At 65.3% G+C, this 18,569-nt stretch carries 15 protein-coding genes, 1 tRNA gene and 1 pseudogene; 1 reads left to right on the top strand and 16 read right to left on the bottom strand.

Going from position 1 to position 18,569, the window contains the following annotated elements:
* From VNK82_00475 to VNK82_00485, 3 genes and pseudogenes are all read right to left on the bottom strand, one after another.
* Positions 1-334: pseudogene (locus tag VNK82_00475) on the bottom strand (transposase).
* A gap of 379 nt (positions 335-713) precedes the next feature.
* On the bottom strand, positions 714-1,310 hold the full coding sequence (locus VNK82_00480; GenBank protein ID HXE89417.1) for a CDP-alcohol phosphatidyltransferase family protein: 597 nt from the start codon (positions 1,308-1,310) through the stop codon (positions 714-716).
* Positions 1,307-1,657, bottom strand: coding sequence for a hypothetical protein (locus tag VNK82_00485; GenBank protein ID HXE89418.1), 351 nt, complete (start codon positions 1,655-1,657; stop codon positions 1,307-1,309). Before VNK82_00485 ends, VNK82_00480 begins: the two co-directional genes overlap by 4 nt.
* Before the next feature lie 111 nt (positions 1,658-1,768).
* Here VNK82_00485 and VNK82_00490 point away from each other — a divergent pair.
* Positions 1,769-1,845: transfer RNA gene (locus VNK82_00490), tRNA-Val, on the top strand.
* 42 nt (positions 1,846-1,887) lie between these two features.
* Here VNK82_00490 and VNK82_00495 read toward each other — a convergent pair.
* From VNK82_00495 to VNK82_00555, 13 genes are read right to left on the bottom strand one after another with little or no spacing between them, the layout of a single operon-like run.
* A complete protein-coding gene (locus VNK82_00495; protein ID HXE89419.1) occupies positions 1,888-3,240 on the bottom strand; it encodes a nitrate/nitrite transporter in 1,353 nt (450 codons plus the stop codon).
* Between the two features lie 10 nt (positions 3,241-3,250).
* Entirely contained in the window at positions 3,251-4,420 is a 1,170-nt protein-coding gene (locus VNK82_00500; protein HXE89420.1) for a hypothetical protein, read from the bottom strand.
* Complete coding sequence (locus VNK82_00505) at positions 4,417-5,058, bottom strand: cytochrome c (protein HXE89421.1); 642 nt, start codon at positions 5,056-5,058, stop codon at positions 4,417-4,419. Before VNK82_00505 ends, VNK82_00500 begins: the two co-directional genes overlap by 4 nt.
* On the bottom strand, positions 5,055-5,585 hold the full coding sequence (locus VNK82_00510; GenBank protein HXE89422.1) for a DUF3341 domain-containing protein: 531 nt from the start codon (positions 5,583-5,585) through the stop codon (positions 5,055-5,057). The genes VNK82_00505 and VNK82_00510 overlap by 4 nt, the downstream gene beginning before the upstream one ends.
* Positions 5,578-6,954 carry an NrfD/PsrC family molybdoenzyme membrane anchor subunit gene (gene nrfD / locus VNK82_00515; GenBank protein HXE89423.1) on the bottom strand — a complete coding sequence of 459 codons (1,377 nt, stop codon included), beginning with the start codon at positions 6,952-6,954 and terminating at the stop codon, positions 5,578-5,580. The genes VNK82_00510 and nrfD overlap by 8 nt, the downstream gene beginning before the upstream one ends.
* Positions 6,947-9,991: a TAT-variant-translocated molybdopterin oxidoreductase gene (locus VNK82_00520; GenBank protein ID HXE89424.1), complete on the bottom strand. Its 3,045-nt coding sequence runs from the start codon at positions 9,989-9,991 to the stop codon at positions 6,947-6,949. The genes nrfD and VNK82_00520 overlap by 8 nt, the downstream gene beginning before the upstream one ends.
* An 8-nt stretch (positions 9,992-9,999) precedes the next feature.
* A complete protein-coding gene (locus tag VNK82_00525; GenBank protein ID HXE89425.1) occupies positions 10,000-10,743 on the bottom strand; it encodes a cytochrome c3 family protein in 744 nt (247 codons plus the stop codon).
* A 3-nt stretch (positions 10,744-10,746) separates the two neighbouring features.
* Entirely contained in the window at positions 10,747-11,463 is a 717-nt protein-coding gene (narI, locus tag VNK82_00530) for a respiratory nitrate reductase subunit gamma (protein HXE89426.1), read from the bottom strand.
* 11 nt (positions 11,464-11,474) lie between these two features.
* The gene (narJ, locus tag VNK82_00535) at positions 11,475-12,029 is read right to left on the bottom strand and encodes a nitrate reductase molybdenum cofactor assembly chaperone (GenBank protein HXE89427.1); all 555 of its coding nucleotides are present in this window, start codon (positions 12,027-12,029) and stop codon (positions 11,475-11,477) included.
* Positions 12,029-13,528: a nitrate reductase subunit beta gene (narH, locus tag VNK82_00540; protein ID HXE89428.1), complete on the bottom strand. Its 1,500-nt coding sequence runs from the start codon at positions 13,526-13,528 to the stop codon at positions 12,029-12,031. The genes narJ and narH overlap by 1 nt, the downstream gene beginning before the upstream one ends.
* Before the next feature lie 13 nt (positions 13,529-13,541).
* Positions 13,542-17,186 (bottom strand): nitrate reductase subunit alpha, encoded by a 3,645-nt coding sequence (locus tag VNK82_00545; GenBank protein ID HXE89429.1) that lies wholly within the window; start codon positions 17,184-17,186, stop codon positions 13,542-13,544.
* Complete coding sequence (locus tag VNK82_00550) at positions 17,183-18,025, bottom strand: cytochrome c (protein HXE89430.1); 843 nt, start codon at positions 18,023-18,025, stop codon at positions 17,183-17,185. Before VNK82_00550 ends, VNK82_00545 begins: the two co-directional genes overlap by 4 nt.
* Positions 18,022-18,474 (bottom strand): Rrf2 family transcriptional regulator, encoded by a 453-nt coding sequence (locus tag VNK82_00555; GenBank protein ID HXE89431.1) that lies wholly within the window; start codon positions 18,472-18,474, stop codon positions 18,022-18,024. Before VNK82_00555 ends, VNK82_00550 begins: the two co-directional genes overlap by 4 nt.
* Positions 18,475-18,569 lie beyond the last annotated feature (95 nt).

The following is an 18,569-nucleotide window of genomic DNA, read 5'->3' on the forward strand; positions in this document are numbered from 1 at the left end:
GCCCGCCGCTGGCTGAAGGCGTACTCGGCCTGCATCTGCCCGATAGCTGCCTTCATGGCTACCAGCTCCAGCCGTTTTTTCGGATCACCGACTGCAGCGCCTCTTTGTCCAGACTCAGGTCCGCCACCAGCTTCTTCAGCCGCCCGTTCTCCTCCCGCAGCTGCTTCAGCTCCTGCGCCTGGCTCACCTCCAGACCGCCGTACTTCGCCTTCCAGGCGTACAACGTGTGCTTGCTGACGCCGATCTCGCGGGCCACGTCCTCCGCCCGCCGCCCTGCCTCCATCTGCTTCAGGGCCCCGATCATCTCCGCTTCACTGAACCGGCTCCTCGACATGCACTCCTCCCCTTTCCTTCGCTCCCGCGAAAGTGTGAAATCATACTCAGCTCTGTGCGGTTTTAGGGGAGCAGGTCAATCTTTCGCCGGGTGGACGAATCTGTTGCCCGGGTGAAGGTAACTTGTTCCGCAGAGGAGGCTGCTGCATACCAGAAGGCGGCCGGAAGGGTGGCGTGCGCAGTCGTCATGGATGTCCTGGAACCGCTGTATGCAAAACATCCAAATCTCAAACCGCACAACTGGGACGAAGAGCAAGGGGCTTGACCTGCCCCCCTCGGAAACCGCACAGCGGCAGGTATGATTTCGGACGAAGGAAAGGGGGAGACGCGTCTCGAAGGGCAGACACAGTCGAACCGTGCGGGTCCGGCATGAGTGTTCGTTAGGACGGGGTAGGGGGCTGCCCGCTGGCGCCGCTCGTCTCGCCGCCCGCTGCGCGCAGCCGTCGATTCACGATGATGATGTAATGCAGCCCGGAGAGCACGGTGAAGGCCATGGTGGCCCACAGCCCGACGACGGCCGCCGTCGCCACCCAGGCCTCCGGCCGCACTTCGCGCAGCAGCACGAAGAACAGCGTCACGATCTGCGCGCCGGTGTTGGCCTTGCCCAGAAAGCTGGGCGGGAACTCGCGCAGCGATGTGGTGGCATAAAGGATGGCGCTGGTCACCACGATGCCCACGTCGCGGCTGAACACCAGCACCGTGAACTTCCACGGGATCTTGTGCACCAGCGAGAGCACCAGAAAGAGCGTCGAGAGCAGCAGCTTGTCGGCGATGGGATCGAGATACTGGCCGAGCACCGTCTTCTGCTTGAGCAGGCGCGCCAGCAGGCCGTCGAGGTTGTCGGTCAAGCCGGCCAGCACGAACAGGCCCAGCGCCCACTTCCACTCCTCGTCCAGGATGGCGATGACGATGAAGGGGATGAAGATCAGGCGCAGCAGCGTGAGCTGGTTGGGGAAAGTGCGAAGCTGTGAGATCACCGCGCCGTCTCCGGCTGCGGCCGGCCGCCGAGGAACGCCGCCAGGTCCACGCCCGCTTTTTCTGCGAAGCGCTCACCCAGCGAGGGGATGTCGCCGCTGCGCGCGTCGGCTTCCATGCGCTCCACGCGATGCATGGGGAAGAAGACCAGGCCGGGCGTGAACAGCTCGCCGGCGCGCAGCAGGCGCGCGCAGTCGTCGAAGGAATTCAGATCGATGCCGCGCACGGCCACGCCGGCCACGGTGATCTCCGCCACCGCGCCCCAGAACTTTTCGCGCGGCGAGTTCAGGGTGATCAGGACGACCGTCCCGCTGCCGAAAGCCTGCCCGCTTGCGGTCTCGAGCTGCATGCGGAGATTCTCCGCCCGCCGAGGTCGTGGTTGCAACTCCAAGCGGATTTGCGGCAGCAGGCTCCGTTGCCCGAACCTTGGGGCGCGCGTAAAATGTCACTGTCCCTCCGTAGGCGCGTAGCTCAGTTGGTTAGAGCGCTACCTTGACACGGTAGAGGTCTGGGGTTCGAGTCCCCACGTGCCTACCATCGTTTTGCCCGCTGTTTATGCGGCTGTCCCGCACCAGGCCTTCACAAAGATCGGACCTGATAACCCACCGGTATGTCGGCGGTCTCGTCCGGCGGGCGCCCTTCACCGAGGCATGTGCCGGCATAGCGACAAAACCGGGCACGTGAGCAAGGGACCTTCACCGTCCCGGGCTCGGGTGGGACCAGGCACAGCGCCAGGAGCTTGGGACGTACGGTGATGAAGCACGCCAGCGCGAAAACGCCCAGCAGGACGAATCCGTACGTGTAAGCTCCCGTTGCTTTCAGCACGACGCCCAGCACCAGCGGCGGGAAGAATCCACCCAGACCGCCGGACGCGCCCACCAGTCCAGTGACCGCGCCGACGGAGTCAGGAAAATAGTCGGGGACGAGCTTGAACACGGCGCCGTTGCCCAGGCCGATAGCCGCCGCCATGCCCAGCGCTCCGATGGTGAACGGGATCATCATGGGAAACGTGAGCAGCGCCGACATGGCAGCCACGAAGGGAAACACCAAGGTCAGCACGGCGCGCCCACCGATGCGGTCGGCCAGCCAGCCACCCACGGGACGCATGGCCGTGGCCAGGACGATGAAGCCGGCGGTACGGAAGCCGGCGTCCCTGGGCGTGAGGCCGAAAATCTCGGTGAGAAAGATCGGCAAATATACCGCCATAGCGACGAATCCGCCGAACGTAAGGAAGTAGTACAAACTAAGTTCCCAGCTTCGGCGATTGGCCAGCGGGCGCATCATCTGCCGGAACGTCCGGGCGGGCTTGAGCCGGGGCGCATTGCGGGCCAGCAGAACAAACACCGCAAGCCACACAGCGAGCAGGACGCCGAAGGTGCGGTAGCCCCAGACATATCCCAACGTGCCGGCCAGTACCGGCGAACCAAACGCCGCCAGAGACTGGCCGATATTGCCGGCGCCATAGATGCCGAGCGCCTCTCCCTGACGCGCGGGCGGATACCAGTCGCTCACAAAGCCGACGCCGATGGCGAAGCTCGCCAGGGCGATACCGATGAAGAAGCCGCAGATCACGACCTGGGTAAAGGTTTCCACCGACCCCATCAGCAGCGCGGGGATGATGGAAGCCACCATCACCACGGAAAAGACTTTGCGACCGCCGTAGCGGTCCGTCAGGATGCCCAGCGGAATGCGCCCCAGACTGCCCAGCAGGATAGGAATGGCCAGCGCGATGCTGACCTGCATCGGTGTGAAATGGAGGCGTCCCCTCATGATGGGCATCATGGCCGAGACGGAGCCGAACACGGCGAAGCAGAGCGCAAAAGCGCCCGTCGCCAGCACCAGCTGAAGCAGGTTTCCCTCTGGCTTCCAGGGAGCGGACGGTGCGGGAGCAGCCGATTCTCTTGCAGTGGCGGCGGTTTCGGTCGGGGTCATAGGTCGTCTCTCACGCGTGATAATGCAAGCTGTCGGCCAGGTGCGGGTCCTTCACCGGGATGACCGGCGCCTGTTCGAGCACGCGCAGGAAAAGCAAGGCGAACAGGCCAGCGGCTCCCGCCGCCATGGCCAGCTCCCAGATGCCGATGCAAGGCCGGCCGGGACATAACGGGGGAGCGATCATCAGATGCAGATCCAGCCAGCGCCCCGCCAGCAGCACCAGCGAGATGCGCAGCAGCACACCGGGTTTGCGCTTGCTGGCCCGCCGCATGAGCAGCAGGAACGGCGCCACCCAGTTGACGAACACGTTCAGGTAGAACAGCGGCTCCCACATCCCCTGATGGCGGCGGATGAAGTAGGCGGTTTCTTCCGGAATGTTGGCGTACCAGATGAGCATGAACTGGCAGAACCAGAGGTACGCCCAGAAGGTGCTGAAGGCAAACAGCAGCTTGCCCAGGTCATGCAGATGTTGCGTGGTGAAGAAGCCCTGGAAGCGACTCTGCCCATGCAACCAGACGACAACCACGGTGATGGCGGCCAGCCCGCCGAGGAACAGGCCGGCGAAGTTGTAGAGCCCGAAGACGGTGCTGTACCACTCCGGCTCGAGCGACATGATCCAATCGAAGCTGGCCAGCCAGTAGGTCAGCCCAAAGGCCACGAGGAACCCGGCTGACAAGCGCTGGTTGCGATGCGTGTATTCGACGTCGCCTTCGGCATCCTGCCGGCGCGAAGCGCGCAGCATGGCCCAGATGAACAGCGTCCACAGCAGCAGATAGACGACAGTGCGCAGGCGGAAAAACGGGAGGCTGAGCCACATCTGGCGGAAGGCCGGCATGTGTCCGCTGAAATCCGCGTTGGCCCAGGGATAGACCTCAGGATGGAGGAAGATCACCGCCAGCAGTCCGGCGCCGCCGACCGGCAGCAGATACGCCATGGCTTCCGGCACCCGTCGCAGAGCGATGCTCCAGCGCGCGTCGGCGACGTATCCCAGCGCGACAAACACCACGCCTGCCAGCGACAGACCCGTCAGGTAGTAGCTCACAAGCAGCAGATTGGGCCAGGCGCGCTCCGGGGCGAACAGCAAAGCGGCAACGAAGGCGAAGCCGCCCAGCGCCGCCAACAGCCGCAACTGGCGGATGAGCGTGGGGGAGGGTTCGAACACCACGTCGAAGCGCTTCATGGCTTTCCCCCCTGAGCATGCGCCGGAGCCGCTCCGGCCGGCTCCGCGGCGGTCGCAGCCGGAGGCGGCGCAGCCTTCTCCTGCATCTGCCGCACATACGCGATCACGTTCCAGCGATCTGCGCGCGAGATCTGGCTGGCGTACGGCGGCATGTTGCCCTGTCCGTAGGTGAGCAGATGGAAAAGCTGCCCATTCTTCATGCGTACCGCCTTGGTCCCGAGCAGGGAAGGCGGGGGCGGGAAGCCGCGCATGGAAACCGGGCCATCACCGGCGCCGGTTGCGCCGTGGCAGGTGGCGCAGTAGTTGGAATAGACGGTCGCGCCGCGCTGGCGGGCCCACGCGTTGTCGGGCGTGATGGGACTGGACAGTTCCTCGCCCGCACGCACCTGATCCACGGGGGACGGACTGTAATGCAGAGGCATGAAGCCGCGCGGGATGGTCCCCGGAGCGGGGGCTTGCAGGGTCTTGCCGTCGGCAAAGTTCGGATTCGCCGCGAAAGCACCGTAGCGCGGTGCATGCGCCATCTGCGGCAGGAACTCGAAGTTAGGGCGGTCCGGCGCGGGCGCCAGCCAGTTCACCGCCAGCAACCCCACGAGCGCGGCGAAGAGCGCGAGATTGAGCACGACGCGTCCCATCATTGTTTCTCCGCCTGGATCTGTTCCTCCATGTGCACGGCATGGAAGCCGCGGAACAGCCGCTGCATCTCGGCGACGTCGAAGGTGGAGTCGCTTTCTTCCACGATCACAGCAAAGCGATTGTTCGTGACGCCCGCCACCGGCATCACCGCCCGCTTGCCGGGATACAGCCGACACACGATCAAGAAGCTGAATACCGCAGCCAACCCCGCACAGAGCACCATCACTTCGAAGGTGACCGGCACGAAGGCGGGCCAGGAGTTGTAGGGCTTGCCGCCGACGTTGATGGGCCAGTCGACGGCGGTGGTCCAGAACTCGAACCAGACCTTGAAGGCGGCGCCGGCCAGTCCCAGCAGGAACACGATCCAGGGCAGGCGCGACGGCGGCAGCCCCATGGCCTCCTCCACGCCGTGAAAGGCGTAAGGCCCGTGGACGTCCACGATCTTCAGGCCGCGCTCGCGCGAGGCGCGGATGGCGTTGAGCGTGTCGTCCTCATCCTCGAAGACTCCGATAAAGAGTCGCCTACTCATCGCTGGCCTCCAGGATGGGCCGGCCGTGCTTGAGCACGCCTTTGATCTCCGCCATGGCAATCACCGGCAGGAAACGGCAAAACAACAGGAAGAGCGTGAAGAACAGCCCGAACGTCCCCACCAGAGTGGCGATTTCGACTTTGGTGGGAGCGTAGCCGAACCAGTTGCTGGGCAGGAAGTCGCGCTGCAGCGAAGTGACGATGATGATGAAGCGTTCGAACCACATGCCCACGTTCACCAGGATGGAGATGGCAAACACCGCGGGCACACTGCGGCGCACGGCCCGGAACCAGAGCAGTTGGGGCACCAGCACGTTGCAGCCGACCATGGTCCAGTAGCCCCAGAAGAGCGGTCCCAGGGCGCGGTTGAAGAACACGAATTCCTCGTAGGCGTTCCCTGAGTAGAGCGCGGTGAAAAATTCGGTGGCATACGCCAGGCCCACGATGCCGCTGGTGGCGATGACCAGCTTGCACATGGCTTCCACGTGGTTGAGGGTGATGTATTCCTCCAGGCGCATCACCTTGCGCGCCACCAGCATGAGGGTGAGCACCATGGCCATGCCGGAGAAGATGGCGCCGGCCACGAAATAGGGCGGGAAGATGGTGGTGTGCCATCCGGGCAGGATGGCGGTGGCGAAATCCATGCTGACGATGCTGTGCACGGAGATGACGAGCGGAGTGCCCAAGCCGGCCAGCATCAGATACACGACCTCGTAGCGCTGCCAGTGGCGATAGGAGCCGTTCCAGCCCAGGCTGAAGAGCGCGGCCAGGCGACGCCGCCAGCGGTTGTGCGTGGTGTCGCGCACGCTCGCGATATCCGGCAGCAGACCGACGTACCAGAACATCAGCGAAATGGTGAAGTAGGTAGAGATGGCGAAGAAGTCCCAGACCAGCGGCGAGCGGAAGTTCACCCAGAGCGAGCCGCGGGTGTTGGGGTAAGGAATCATCCAGTAGGCGAACCAGGGACGCCCGGTGTGAATGATGGGAAAGAGACCGGCGCAGATGACGGCGAAGATAGTCATGGCCTCGGCGGCGCGGTTCACCGAGGTGCGCCAGCGCTGTCTAAAGAGAAAAAGGATGGCGGAGATCAGCGTGCCCGCGTGACCGATGCCGATCCAGAAGACGAAGTTGGTGATGTCGAAGGCCCAGCCCACCGTGCGATTCAAACCCCACGTGCCTACGCCCACGGCGATCTGGTAGCCGATGGCGGCTGCGCCCAGCGCCAGCAGGCCGAGGGAAACCACAAAAGCGGCCCACCAGAGCGGGCCAGCGCGCTTCTCCAGCGGCGCGGTGATCTCCGCCGTCACCTGGGCCAGGGACTTCTCGCCATGGACGAGCGGCTGGTGCAGCACGGTGGCGGCTTCAGCCATGGTGCTCCTTCTCCGGCTCTTCTTCGCGGTTGCGCACGATGCTGAGGTAGCCCACCGAAGGCGCGACGTTCAGCTCGGCCAGCAGGCGGTAGCGGCGCGGGTTGCTCATCATGCGCGAAACCTGGCTGTGCGGATCGTTCAGGTCGCCGAAGAAGACCGCCTGCGCCGGACAGGATTGCTGGCAGGCGGTCTGCAATTCACCGTCCTCAACGCTGCGTCCTTCGGTCCTGGCCTGGAGCTTGGCCTCCTGGATGCGCTGCACACAGAAGGTGCACTTTTCCATCACGCCGCGGGAACGCACCGTGACATCGGGGTTGAGCACCAGGTTCTGCAGGCGGTCGTCGCGCGCGTAATTGAACCAGTTGAAGCGGCGGCCCTTGTACGGGCAGTTGTTGGCGCAGTAGCGCGTGCCGATGCAGCGGTTGTAGACCTGCTCGTTGAGTCCTTCGGAGCTGTGCACCGTCGCCAGAACCGGGCACACGGTCTCACAGGGCGCGTTGCCACAGTGCTGGCAGAACAGCGGCTGGAAGGCCACATCCACATCTCCGGCGGCGTTCTCGGCGTAGTAGCGGTCGATGCGCATCCAGTGCATCTCGCGGTTGCGCCGCATCTCGTCCTTGCCCACGACCGGGATATTGTTCTCCGCCTGGCAGGCGAGAACGCACGCCGAGCAGCCGGTGCAGGCGCTCAAATCGATCACCATGCCCCAGCGATGGCCGGCGTAGGCGTGATCGGCGGGCCAGAGTTCTTCCTTGGTCTCATGTTCATGGACGCCGGAGTGCGGATCAGCCCGCCAGGCGGCCAGTGTCGTCTCCTGCACCAGCGGACGACGCTTGCCGTTGAGCGGCGCGAGCCTCTCCGGGACCGTGAGCGTGTGATGCGTTTGCGTCGAAGCCAGCGCATCGCGCCTTCCGTTGATGGTCGTCAGCTTCACCGGGCGGTGGTAGCGCAGCGTGCCGCGCAGGTCGGCGAGCGGCGCCGCATTCTTTCCGACCACTCCGTCTTCGTTCACGCTGGGCAGCGCATCCATCCAGGCCGGGCCGATGTTGGCAAAGCGCGCGCTCAACCGGCTGCCGTAGCCGAGCGCGATCGCCACCACGCGGTCGTGCTGGCCGGGCTGCACGTACGCAGGGAGCTCCAGAGCGAGCCCGTCTCGGGAAGTGACCCGCACCACGTCGCCCTCCGCGATTCCCAGGCGCCGGGCGAGGGCGGGACTGACGCACGCATAGTTGTCCCAGGCCACCTTGGTGATGGGATCGGGCAACTCGTGCAACCACGGGTTGTAGGCGTGACGGCCGTCCTGCATTCCGACCTTGGGGTACAGCACCAGCTCGAGCTCGTCCGGCGCGGGCGCGGAAGCGAACGCGGGCGCCGTGACCGCCTCCGTCCGGAACGAAGTCGAGGCCACGGTCTGGTACTCGACCTCGATCACACCGTCGTGCACGGCCTGATCCCAAAACGCCTGGAAGGGCTGCTTGCTCTGGCCGCGCGGGTAGACGTTCTTTCTCCAGCTCTCCTGCATGAGCTGGAGGGCGCTCTGCGGCTTCCCGCTCCAGGCCGCGAGAGTCTCGAGGAGCTGGCGGGTCGCGCCCAGCCGCTGCATGGCGGGCTGCGTGACCGCAATCAGGCCGCTGACCGGCTCGGCATCGCTCCAGGACTCCAGGAAATGCGGCTCCGGGCAGACGTAATGGGCGAGCGCGGCGGTCTCATCCACACGCTCGGCGAAACTGATGACGAGCGGGACGCGGCGCAGCTCGGCTTCCAGCTTTGCGGCCTGCGGCAAGTCGAAGAGTGGGTTCACGCCGTGCAGGAGAAGGGCCTGGACCGTCCCGCTCTCCAGCTCAGCGATCAGCTTCTGCAGGTTGCGATCGTCGCCCTGCGCCTGGAACGAGGGACGGTCGAGCTCGAGCGTCGCGCCGTAGTTGTCGAGCATCTGGTTGATGGCATTCACGAGAACCTGTTCGCCGACTTCCTGGCTGCCGCAAACGACCAGGCTCCGTCCGCGGGCATTCCACAAGCGCGCGGCCAGTTCGTCCAGGTAGGCCGCTGGAACCGGCGTGGAGGTCGCGGGAGCCAGCTTCAGCGCTGTCCCGGCCTTGGCCGCGATGCGCTCGGCCAGTTGCGCCAGCACGACTCCCAATTCGCCGGCCATGACCGCGAACCGCCGGTCGGCCTTGGCGCCGGTCAGTGACATGCGCGGTTCGAATTGCGTGTGGTAGGACATGCGCGGCGGGTCCGCCTCTAATTTCCGTCCGGCGCGGTAGCCTGCCGTGAACTCGACCGGAGAAATCCAGGTTCCTAGAAAATCGGCATCGAAGGCGGCGATGACTTCGGCCCTGTCGAAGCGATATCGCGGCAACAGCCGCACGCCGTGGGTCTGCTCATGCGCGTCCAGGATGGCCGCATGGGAAATGGCGTCGTAGATGACGTGGTTCGCGTCCTTGAAGCCGCCCAGGAACTCGGAAAGCGCTGCACGCAGCGTCGGGCTGGTGATAGTCCCTGAGAGAAAACGGATCGCACCCCCGCTCTTACGCAGTTCGTTGAGCCGGGCGGTGACCTCGCGGTCCACTTCTTCCCATGTGCCGGCCTTGCCATTCTTCATCGGTTGCATCAGGCGCTGCGAGTCGTACAACCCGAGCAGCGAGGCCTGGCCCACGGCGCACAGGCCGCCGCGCGACAGCGGGTGCTGCGGATTGCCTTCCAGCTTGATGGAACGTCCGTCGCGCACCTTCACCAGCACGCCGCAACCGGCGCTGCAAGCCCCGCAGGTGGAGGCGTAGAGCAGCGAGCGCCCCGGGACCAGCTCCTCAGGCTGCACCAGCATGGGAATCGCTTTTTCAACCGGCGCGCGGGAGCAGCCGGTCATGGCGGCTGCTAAAGCGAAGCCAGAAGCGCGCAGGAAATCGCGGCGCGGCAACTGTTTTCGGTTCGCGGTCTCCAGTCCCGAAAATTCGACCGCCGCCGCCTCCAGGAATTGCGGGTCGGCGTCGCGCTCTTCCGGGCTCTTCCAGTAGCGTTTTGTCGTCGGCTCGGCCACGTTCGTCCTCAGTAATGACAAGTGGAGCAGTCCGTCGATCCGTACACGCGATGCGACGCCGGTTGCGGACCGCGCGCCGCGGGAGCCGGGGCGCTGGTGAAATTTCCTTTGCCGTCGATACCCGTCTGATTCACCGAGCGATGGCAGTTCACGCACCAGCCCATGCCCAGGTCCTCGACCTGGCGCACGCGCTCCATGGTTTCCACCGGGCCGTGGCAGCTCTGGCAGGCCACGCCCGCATTCACGTGCGGCCGGTGATCGAAATAGACGAAGTCGGGCAGCGTGTGCACCCTCAGCCACTCGATGGGTTTCGGCGTCTTCGCCGGATCGGGCTTGCGGTCGTCGTTCAGCGCGAGGGCGTCGTAGATCTTGCGGATCTCCGGGGAGACGACGCGCTGCGGCGCGCGATTTTCCTTTTTCGCCAGTTCGTCTTCGGCGCGCACTGCGCCCCAGGGCGCGGTGACGAAGCTGTGGCAGTTCATGCAGGTGCTGGCGGCGGGAACGCCGGCGTGACGGCTGCGCTCCGCGCCCGAGTGGCAGTACTGGCAGGAGACCTGCAACTCGCCGGCGTGCAGCCGATGCGAGAAGGCAATGGGCTGCGTAGGCTCGTAGCCCTTCTGGTTTCCCGGAAGGCGCCCGGCCTCAAGGCGCGGCATGGCAGCCAGCAGCGCGAAGCTCGCGCCCACCAGCAGCACGATGCTCAACAGCGGGCTGCCCAGCCAGCGCACCATCGGCTTGTCGCCTTCGGTCATTCGCTAACTCCTTGCGCGCACTCCGCGTCCGGGTCGCATGCGGATGCCGTACCAGCGCACGACTTCAGGCTTTCTCCACAGATAGGGGATCGGCGCCACCAGCACGTGCACCAGGCGGGTGAAGGGGAAGACCGCGATGATCAGCCACCCGTTGATGATGTGCAGCTTCACCGACCAGGGCATGGTGGCGAGGAAACTCAAGTCGGGATTCAGCTTGAACAGTGACCAGAGATAAGGCGCAGCCGAGGTGGCGAACCACGACGAGCCCCAGGGCCGAAAGACCGCCACGTAAATGCCCGCGCCGATCTGCACAACCAGCAGCGCCAGCAGCAGCCAGTCGCCAAAGCTCGTTACCTGGCGCGGCTTGGAAAGCACCAGCCGCCGGTGCAGGATGCCCAGCAGTCCTACCAGCGCCATCAGGGCGAAGGCCAGGCCGGTGATCTCCAGCACGTAGAGGCGCAACGGCTTGCTGTTCCACAACAGCACCTGGCTGGGAATCAGGAGTCCCAGCAGATGCCCGAAGAGCACCACCAGAATCCCGTAGTGGAAGCTCACCACGCCCCAGAAGTGTTCGCGGTTCTCCAGGAACTGCGAGGACAGGCTGGAGTAGCTGAACGGCCGCGTCCGGTAGCGGTGGATGGTCACCAGAAAGAAGCTGAAGAAGGCCACGTAGGGCAACATGGCCAGCAGCAGGATGTCGATCACGGTCGCGTTCGTCATCACGTCACCTCTCAGGCCAGCACGCGCAGCGCGGGCTGGGGAGGCTCGGCCAGCGCCGGGACCTCCGGGAATTCGGCGCGCACCGCGCGTCTCGCCGCCAGCAGCAGGCTCTCGAACGGATTCTGCTTGCCGGAGAAGGCGGCCAGCAGCTTCTCCAGCGCGGGCAGGAGCACGGCGGCAGCGAAATCGGCGCCCGCTTCGCGCTCCATGCGTCCCACCAGGCGCAGCGCATGCGTCAGGTGGTCGGGAAGTTCGGTGGATTCCTCCAGGCCGTGCGACCGCAACTGCTGCCGCATGCGCACTAGCAGCAGTCCGCGGTCGTAGTTCTCGCCGAACAGGTGCCAGCCGATCTCCAGCGAGCACACCGGATTGAGGTCGAAGGTCTGGATGAACTGCTCCTGCAGCTCTTCCACGGAGAGCGCGTCCACATGCGCGACAAACGGCTCCAGCAGCGGCGCCAGTTCCGGCGGCGCGTTGCGCAGGCACTCGCGCGCGTCGTTGCGGTAGTCCGGACCGGGATACTCCAGCAGCCGGGCCAGAGCGTCGAGGGTGTCGCGCATCGCCATCACATCCCCCTCTCCGGCGCTTGCACAAACCCGAAGCCGGCGCTGGCTTTGTGCTCCATGGGGTCTTCCATCATCTGCAGCGCTTCCTCGCGGTGCATGGGCGGGATGACGAAGCGGTCCTCGAACGTGCACAGCGAGGTGAGCTGGTAGATGGCCTCGGCTTCTTCCGGGGTGCAGTCGGCCTCGGCCAGCATGCGCTGGGCGATCTCCAGGCTGACGTCGCCGACCGTGAGCGCCCTCCGGTACCAGCGCACGGCCTTCTGCTTGCGCAGCGCGTAGCGAACCTTGTTCTCCTGGCCGCCGCCGAACAGCTTGGCCAGGTAGCGCAGCGGCACGCGCGACTGTTCGATGTCGTGGAACAGGTCGCCGGAGGTGTGGTCGATCACGTCCTCCTGCTTGCTGGCCATGACCGGCGACATCGGCGGCACGTAGAACAGCATGGGCAGCGTGCGGTACTCGATGTGCGGCGGCAGCGCCAGCTTCCAGACCTTGACGAACTGGTAGACCGGCGAGCGCTGCGCCGCCTCGATCACCGACTCGTGCACACCGTTCTCACGCGCCGCCGCGACGACCCGCGGGTCGTTCGGATCCAGGATGAGCGAGCGCTGGCCTTCGATGAGCTGGTCGTCGGGCAGCTTGGCGACTTCTTCCAGGCGCTCGGCGTCGTACAGCAGCACGCCCAGGTAGCGGATGCGCCCCACGCAGGAGTGGAAGCACGCCGGGGCCTGGCCCGTTTCCAGCCGCGGATAGCAGAGGATGCACTTCTCCGACTTGCCCGTGGACCAATTGTAGAAAGTCTTCTTGTACGGGCAGGCGGCGATGCAGGCGCGCCATCCGCGGCAGCGCTTCTGGTCGATGAGCACGATGCCGTCCTCGCCGCGCTTGTACAGCGCGCCCGAGGGACACGCCGCCACGCACGATGGATTCAGGCAGTGATTGCAGATGCGCGGAAAGTAGAAGAACACCAGCCGCTCGGTGGCGAACAGTTGCGCACGCTGCTCGGGCGTCAGCGCGTCGAGATTGGGATCGTTCTCGGCGTAGACCGGCGAACCGCCGAGGTCGTCATCCCAGTTCGGCCCCGCCTCGATGTTGATGTACTCCCCGGTGATCATGGAGATGGGCCGCGCCGTCGGCTGGTCCGGCCCTTCGGGCGCGTTGAACAGGTGCTGGTAGTCGTACGTCCAGGGCTCGTAGTAGTCGTCGAGCGTGGGCTGCGCTGGATTGTGGAAGATCTTGAACAGCGCGTCGCCCTTGGTCTGCGACTTCAGTTGCAGCTTGCCGCTGCCATTGCCCTTCTTCTCCCAGCCGCCCTTGTACTTCTCCTGGTCTTCCCAGCAGGTGGGGAAGCCCGTCCCCGGCTTGGTTTCCACGTTGTTCCACCACATGTATTCCGTGCCGCGGCGGTCGGTCCAGATGTTCTTGCAGGCGATCGAGCAGGTGTGGCACCCGATGCACTTGTCCAGGTGGAACACCATCGAGACTTGGGACCGTACGTTCATCGCGTTCTCTCTTTCACCACTTCAGCTCCGGGAGACGGCGCACCAGCACGTGGGTGTCGCGGTTGCAGCCGATGGGCCCCCAGTAGTTGAAGTGGTAGGTGAACTGGCCGTAGCCGCCGGCCATCAGGTTCGGTTTCAGGCGCGTGCGCGTTAGGCTGTTGTGCCCGCCGGCGCGCCGGTTGCCGCGCAGCGGGGAAGTGGGCACAGAGTAGGTCCGCTCCGGCGAGTGGTACTGGATGCAGATGCCGCGGGGAACGCGCGCGCTCACTGCCGCCCGCGTCACCACCACGCCATGGTCGTTGTGAACCTCGACCCAGTCGTTGTCCTCGATGCCGATCTCTTCCGCGTCCTGGTCGTTCATCCAGAACGGCTCGACGCCGCGCGACAGCGTGGTCATGCGCTGGTTGTCGCCATAGGTGGAGTGGATGTGCCACTTCCCGTGCGGCGTCAGGTAGTTCAGCATTTTCGTCGGCCCGACCTCCCGGCTGAACTTGAGGTCGGCGTACTGCGTGGGCAGCGGGCGCGGCTTGTACACCGGCAGATGCTCGCCGAACTCCAGGTACAGCGGGTGATCGAGATAGAAGTGCTGCCGCCCGGTCAGCGTCCGCCATGGTACGTTGCACTCTTTGTTGTAGGTGAACGGTGAGTAGGCCCGGCCGTTCTCGATCAGTCCCGACCACATGGGGCTGTTCACGAAGCGGTGCGGGTGCGCCTGCAGGTCCTTGTAGCTGAGGCGGACGCCGCGACTTTTCTCCGCGAGCTGGACCAGCGGTACGCCCGCCCGCTCCTCCATTTCCTTGTACGAGCGATACGCCATCTCGCCGTTGGTGACGGTGGCGAAGCGCAGGATCAGGTTGCAGACGTGCTCATCGTCGTGCAGCGACGGATACGGCTTGCCGTTCCACTGAACGGTGGGCGTGTCTTTGAGCGCCCGGTCATACTCATCGGCGATGTCGTAGTGCGTGCCATGCGCGCCCAGTCCGTTCGCCCTCGCCAGCGGGCCGAAGGCGATGAACTGGTTGTAGAGGTTCTTGTAGTCCCGCTGGACCACCTTGAGCGCCGGCATGGTCTTTCCGGGGATAGCCTCGATCTCGCCGCGCAGCCAGTCTTTGATCTGCGGCTGCGCAATCTCCGCGGGCGTATCGTGCGCCAGGGGCGACGCCACCAGGTCACGCACGGGCTCCGGGAAGTGCTTGGCGGCCAGCTCAGAGAACTTGCGCGCGATCGAGCGGAAAATCTGCCAGTCGCTCTTCGATTCCCAGGCCGGTGGAACTGCGGCCGACAGCGGGTGGATGAAGCTGTGCATGTCGGTCGAATTGAGGTCGGCTTTCTCGTACCAGGTGGCCGCCGGCAGCACGATGTCCGAGTACAGGGCGGAGGTGTCCATGCGGAAGTTCAGGTCCACCACCAGGTCCATCTTTCCCTGCGGCGCCCGCTCGTGCCACGTCACTTCGCGCACGGCGTCGGCAGCCAGATCCTCCGCAATGGCGTTCGAGTGCGTGCCCAGGTAGTGTTTCAGGAAGTACTCGTGGCCTTTGGCGCTGGCCATCAGCGCATTGCCGCGCCAGATGAACCACAGCCGCGGCCAGTTTTCCTCGGCGTCCGGATCCTCGACCGAGAAGCGCAGCGTGCGCTCCTTCAGCGAGCGGACGACGTAATCCACGACTTCCTGGTCGTTCTTCGCGCCCGCGGCTTCTGCTTCCTTCACCAGCTCCAGCGGATTCCTGTTGAACTGCGGATAGAACGGCAGCCAGCCGGAGCGCACCGCGCGCACCTGCATGTCCATGGTGTGCCCCTGGGCGAGCGATCCGTTGCCGTTGGGGGCGGGCACGCGGTGGTACTCGGTGAAGGCGCGCTCATAGCGCCATTGATCGGTGTGGACGTAGTGCCAGCTCGGCGCGTTCTGCAGGCGCACGGCCGGCATCCAGTCGCGCGCGAACGCGATTGCCGCCCAGGACTCCCCTGGCGCCAGCTTTTCCTGCCCCACATAGTGCGCCAGGCCGCCGCCGTTCACTCCCACGCAGCCGCAGAACATGAGCGCGTGGATGGCGGCGCGGTACATCAGGTTGGCGTGGTACCAGTGATTGATCCCGGCGCCGATGATCACCGTGCATTTGCCGCCGGTCAGCTCCGCCGTCGTCGCCCACTCGCGCGCGAAGCGCAGCAGCATCTGTCGGCTCATCCCGGTGTATTTCTCCGCCCAGGCCGGCGTGTAGGGCAGGTTCTCGTCGTCGTAGTCGGCGGGATATTCGCCTTCCAGGCCGCGCGCCACGCCGTACTGCGCCATCAGCAGGTCATAAACGGTCGCCACCAGCACGGTTTCTCCTGCGGCCGTCTGTACGCGGCGCGCCGGTACCGCGCGGGAAAGCTTGCGGCCGCCGCCGAAGTCCTCGAACTGCACCCGGACGACTTCGTCGGATTTCCCCAGGAAGGTCAGAACCGGATCGATCTCGCTGCCATCCACGCCGTCTTTCAGCAGCAGGTTCCACTTCCCTTTTTCTTTTCCCCAGCGGAAGCCCACGCTGCCCATCGGCATCTTGGGACGATTCGCCTTCGCGTCCCACATGAGGAACTTCCAGTCGCCGTTCTCGATGCCCTCGTAACCGCCGACGCGTCTTGCGCGCAGCAGCTGTCCCGGCGCGAACGCCTGGCCTGACGCCTTGAGCTCCACCAGGTAGGGCGCGTCGGTGTAGCGTTTGGCGTAATCAAGAAAGTAAGGAACCTGCTTCTCGTGATGGAATTCCTTCAGCAGGACGTGGTTCACGGCCATCCACCAGGCGCCGTCCTGGCCGGCGTTGATGGCCACCCACTCGTCGGCGTACTTGGCGACCTGGGAGAAGTCGGGCGAGAACACCCACATCTTCGACCCGTTGTGGCGCGCCTCGGCGGCGAAGTGGCAATCGGGCGTGCGGGTCATGTTCAGGTTCGAGCCCATCACCGCCAGCAGCTTGGCGTTGTACCAGTCGGCGGACTCCGGCACGTCGGTCTGTTCGCCCCAGGTTTCCGGCGAGGCCGACGGCAGGTCGCAGTACCAGTCGTAGAACGAGAGCGAGATGCCGCCCATCAGTTGCAGCATGCGGGCGCCCGAGGCGTAGCTGATCATCGACATCGCCGGGATCGGCGAGAAACCCGCGATGCGGTCCGGCCCGTGCTTCTTGATGGTGTGGATCGCCGCGGCCGCGATCAGCTCCAGCACCGTCTCCCAGTCGCCGCGGCGGAACCCGCCCTTGCCCCGTGCTTTCTGCCAGCGCGCGCGCTTTCCCGGGTCTTCCACCAGCGAGCGCCAGGCTTCCACCGGATCTTCGAATTGCGCCCGCGCCTGCTTCCAAAGGTCGAGCAGCGCCCCGCGCAGGTAGGGATACTTCACGCGCAGCGGGCTGTAGAGGTACCAGGAATAGGAGATGCCACGCTGGCAGCCGCGCGGCTCGTACGGCGGCAGGCCGTTCTCCAGCGACGGATAGTCGAGTCCCTGCATCTCCCAGGTAACGATGCCGTCCTTGACGTGGATCTGCCAGGTGCAGCCGCCGGTGCAGTTGACCCCGTGCGTGCTGCGCACGATCTTGTCGAACTGCCAGCGGTTGCGGTAGAACTCCTCCCAACCGCGCAGCTTGGGGTCGAATTCATCCTTGATCCACGAGATCGCGTCCCGCACTTTCATGGCTCACCTCGTTCCCGCTTGCTGACCAGCTCACGTCGTACGCCCCGCAGCCGGTTCTTCCATATAGCGTCGAGCGAGACCATCGCGATCACCATCACGCCCAGTCCAAAGAGGAAGAAGTTCAGGGGCGCGGCGGAACTGTCCTGGCCGCCTTTGCGCGCGCTGTCCTCAAAAAACGCGACAAGGGCCAGGATCTCTTCCGGCTCGAGCGGTTTGCTCTTGAACACCGGGCCCATGGTCGGGCTGGCGGGGCTCATCATCCACGCACTGAGGCCTTTGCGGCCTTGCAGACGCTCGTACACCAGCGTGAGGTCCGGGCCCAGCCGGCCGCCGCCCAGTCCGCCCAGTCCTTTCACCGTGTGGCAGGACATGCAGGAAGCGCCACCGGATGCCAGCTTCTGTGTGCCCAGGAACAACTGTCGGCCCCGCAGGACGTCCTGCTCGGTGAGCGGCCGGTCGCTGATCTGCGATCCGGCGAATTGCGAGCGCGGCAGCTTCGATTCGGCGTCGATCAGCTCCAGCAGCGCCCGCGCCCGTGCGGCATCCATGCCGGGCGCGATGGGCATCACCACGCCGCGCGCCTCCTGCTGCAGCTTTACTGCGTAGCTGTCGCCGCTATCGATCATGGCCTTGGGGTTCTGCAGGAAGCGCACCAGCCATTCCCGGTCCTTGCGCTCGCTGACCCCTTTCAGGTCCGGACCCGTCAGCCGCCCGCCGCCCACGCTGTGGCAGTTGGCGCAGTTTTGCCGGAAGTAATCGGCCGGCGGCTGCTGTGCCCACAGGGATGCGGCGCTAAGCAACATCACCACCACGAGTCCTCTTCGCATCCGGTTCTTCATGGCTGTCCTCCAGAGCCGGGGTCCTTGACCGGCATCCAACGCTCCGGCTTTCGCGCGGCGAGATCCTCGATCGTCGTCTGGGTCAGGAACCGCAGATACTCGTCGCGCACTCTCTTCCACGCCGTGTGCCCCGCGCATGGGTTCGTCTCCATGCACACTGGGTTCACGCCCAGCAGGCATCCGGGTTCCCCCACGGGACCCTCGAACGCTTCCACCACCTCCAGCAGGCGTATCTGTCGGGGGGAGCGCTCCAGGTGGTAGCCGCCGCCCGTGCCCCGCGCCGCGCCCACCAGTCCGGCGTGGCGCAGCACCAGCATGAGCTTCGGCAGATACTGCTCCGGCACGTGCGCTTCCCGCGCTAGATCGCGCCCCAACAGCGATCCACCCTCCGGCTCAAGCGCCAGGCGGCTCAAGGCCCGCAGCGCGTAAGTGGACGTGGTCGAGAGCACCCTGTTGACCTCTGGATGAGCAACTCCTCTTTTAGCTGAGCCTCCACGTTCGGGATGTGACGGAAATCACGCTTCGCAGTGACAACGCTCACACG

This window comes from Terriglobales bacterium, assembly GCA_035573675.1.
In the GTDB taxonomy this organism is placed as follows: domain Bacteria; phylum Acidobacteriota; class Terriglobia; order Terriglobales; family Acidobacteriaceae; genus DATMAB01.